2 protein-coding genes are annotated in these 2036 nt (G+C 48.1%); both read right to left on the minus strand.

Annotated features, from left to right (window positions below):
* Nucleotides 1-209 precede the first annotated feature (209 nt).
* Entirely contained in the window at nt 210-794 is a 585-nt protein-coding gene (locus tag F6J99_RS44565) for a biotin transporter BioY (RefSeq protein ID WP_070393139.1), read from the minus strand.
* Between the two features lie 15 nt (nt 795-809).
* Nucleotides 810-1976, minus strand: coding sequence for a biotin synthase BioB (bioB, locus tag F6J99_RS44570; RefSeq protein WP_293123741.1), 1167 nt, complete (start codon nt 1974-1976; stop codon nt 810-812).
* Nucleotides 1977-2036 lie beyond the last annotated feature (60 nt).

Consider the following 2036-nt stretch of genomic DNA (forward strand, 5'->3'; position numbering starts at 1 on the left):
GAGTAGGGAGTAGAGAGTAGGGAGTAGGGAGTAGGGAGTAGGGAGTAGGGAGTAGGGAGTAGGGAGTAGGGAGTAGGGAGTAGGGAGTAGGGAGTAGGGAGTAGGGAGTAGGGAGTAGGGAGTAGGGAGTGTCAAAGTCGTTTTACCCATCAAGGGTGGGTAAGTCCTTTAGTGATTAGTCTTTTGTTAATTAACCCTTCAAATAACTATCAATAAAACATTAACTGCCGTAGACCAAATGCCACAACGGTCACAGAACAAACTACCACTAGCTGACTCGGTAAAGGCGAAATGGTATATTTCATGATCGCTTCCATGAGAGGCACAGCCCCAAGCACTGACCAATTGATGCCGTGGAAAATCATCAAATAGCCGACACCGTAGGCATGGATGGTTAGTAAACCACAGAGGCAGCTAAATGCCAATGTTTCGACTCGTGGTTGTACGCGAAAGGCTAAAAAACCACAAACCCAGGCTCCGGCAATAAAGCCTAGTATGTATCCAAAGCTGGGTTCTTTGATATAGCCAATACCTCCACCTTGAGTAAAGATTGGCAGGTTTAACCCGATCACAACATAGGCAATTTGAGAAAGAGCACCAGCATTTCTGCCTCCTAAACAAGCAGCTAGTAGGACTGCTCCAATCTGATAGGTAACCCCTAAGGATATAGTTTGAACACCTTGAGTTGACCAATCCCAGGGTGGATTGGAGACAAAGAAGGCTTCTAGAAACGTGCCGCCGATGGTCAGCAGCAAACCAATTATGGCCCACAAAATCTCATTGGGAGCAGACACAGTTACATCGATAATTTATTTATTCTGGGAGTTATATTCTCCGGGAATCGGAGCTTCACCACCGGTTAGACCCAAAGAGTCCAGCATCGCGTGGTCTTGCTCTGGTGGCTGTCCCAGAGTGGTGAGGTAGTGTCCAATCAGCATAGCATTGATTCCGGATTTTAGCCCTTTTGCCTGCAATTCACCCATCACGGCTTCTCGCCCACCAGCATAGCGCAGGATTTGCTCAGGTAGGATCATCCGGAAAATTGCGATCGCTTTTAGTGCGTCATAGGGGTCTAGCTTGCCAGATTCTCCCAAAGGGGTTCCAGAGCGAGGATTGAGCAAGTTCAGGGGTACTGATTCCACCTTTAACTCCCGCAGGGCTAGAGCTAAATCCACTCGGTCTTCCCAGCTTTCACCCATGCCCATAATCCCACCAGTGCAGGCTTGAATCCCCACTGCTTTCAAGTTCTGGATCGTCTCGACGCGATCGCGCCAGCTGTGAGTAGTCACAATTTCTGGGAAAAACTTCTCTGAGGTTTCTAAGTTGTGGTTGTAGCGAGTTACTCCAGCTTCTTTCAGAGCTTCGGCTTGTTCCGAGGTCACTTCTCCCAAGGCACAGCAAGGCTTAATGCTGGTTTCGGCAATAATCTCCCGTACCGTTTCCAGAATTTGTTCAAACTCTTTCGATTTAGGACTACTGTACTTTGGTCCACGTCCCTGACTCACTAGGCAAAAACGTTTGGCTCCAGCGGCTTCAGCTGCCTTAGCTTGAGCCATTATCTCTTGCTTAGACTTAAGACCATAAATCGGGGAATCAACGCCAGGATGGTGAGCCGACTGGGCACAGAAGCCACAGTTTTCTGAGCAGCCACCAGATTTGACATTGACGATACTACACAAATCCACGGTATTGCCACAGCAGGCTTGGCGCACTTTGTCAGCTGCTTGGCACAGCAGCAATATATTATCCTGCCCTTCGAGTTTGGTCAGGGCTAGGGCTTCCTCTCTAGTAATGCGATCGCCTGCAATAATCCCCTCAGTTAGCTTTTGCAGCCACTCATTCACGGATGCTGGGGATGTTGAGCATTGTTCTGGTGAACTTGCTGGTGTAGTTGATAAATCTACAGATAGACCTACAGCAGTTGACAAAGGTGCTTGAACCACAGTATCTCCCACATATATCAGCTTTAAAGGCACCCCTCACTATACCACCTTAGAGTAAGTTGGCTAGTGAGATCTACTACCCCAACTAAAAAT

The sequence above is a fragment of the Moorena sp. SIO4G3 genome (assembly GCF_010692305.1).
GTDB classification, from domain to species: domain Bacteria; phylum Cyanobacteriota; class Cyanobacteriia; order Cyanobacteriales; family Coleofasciculaceae; genus Moorena; species Moorena producens_A.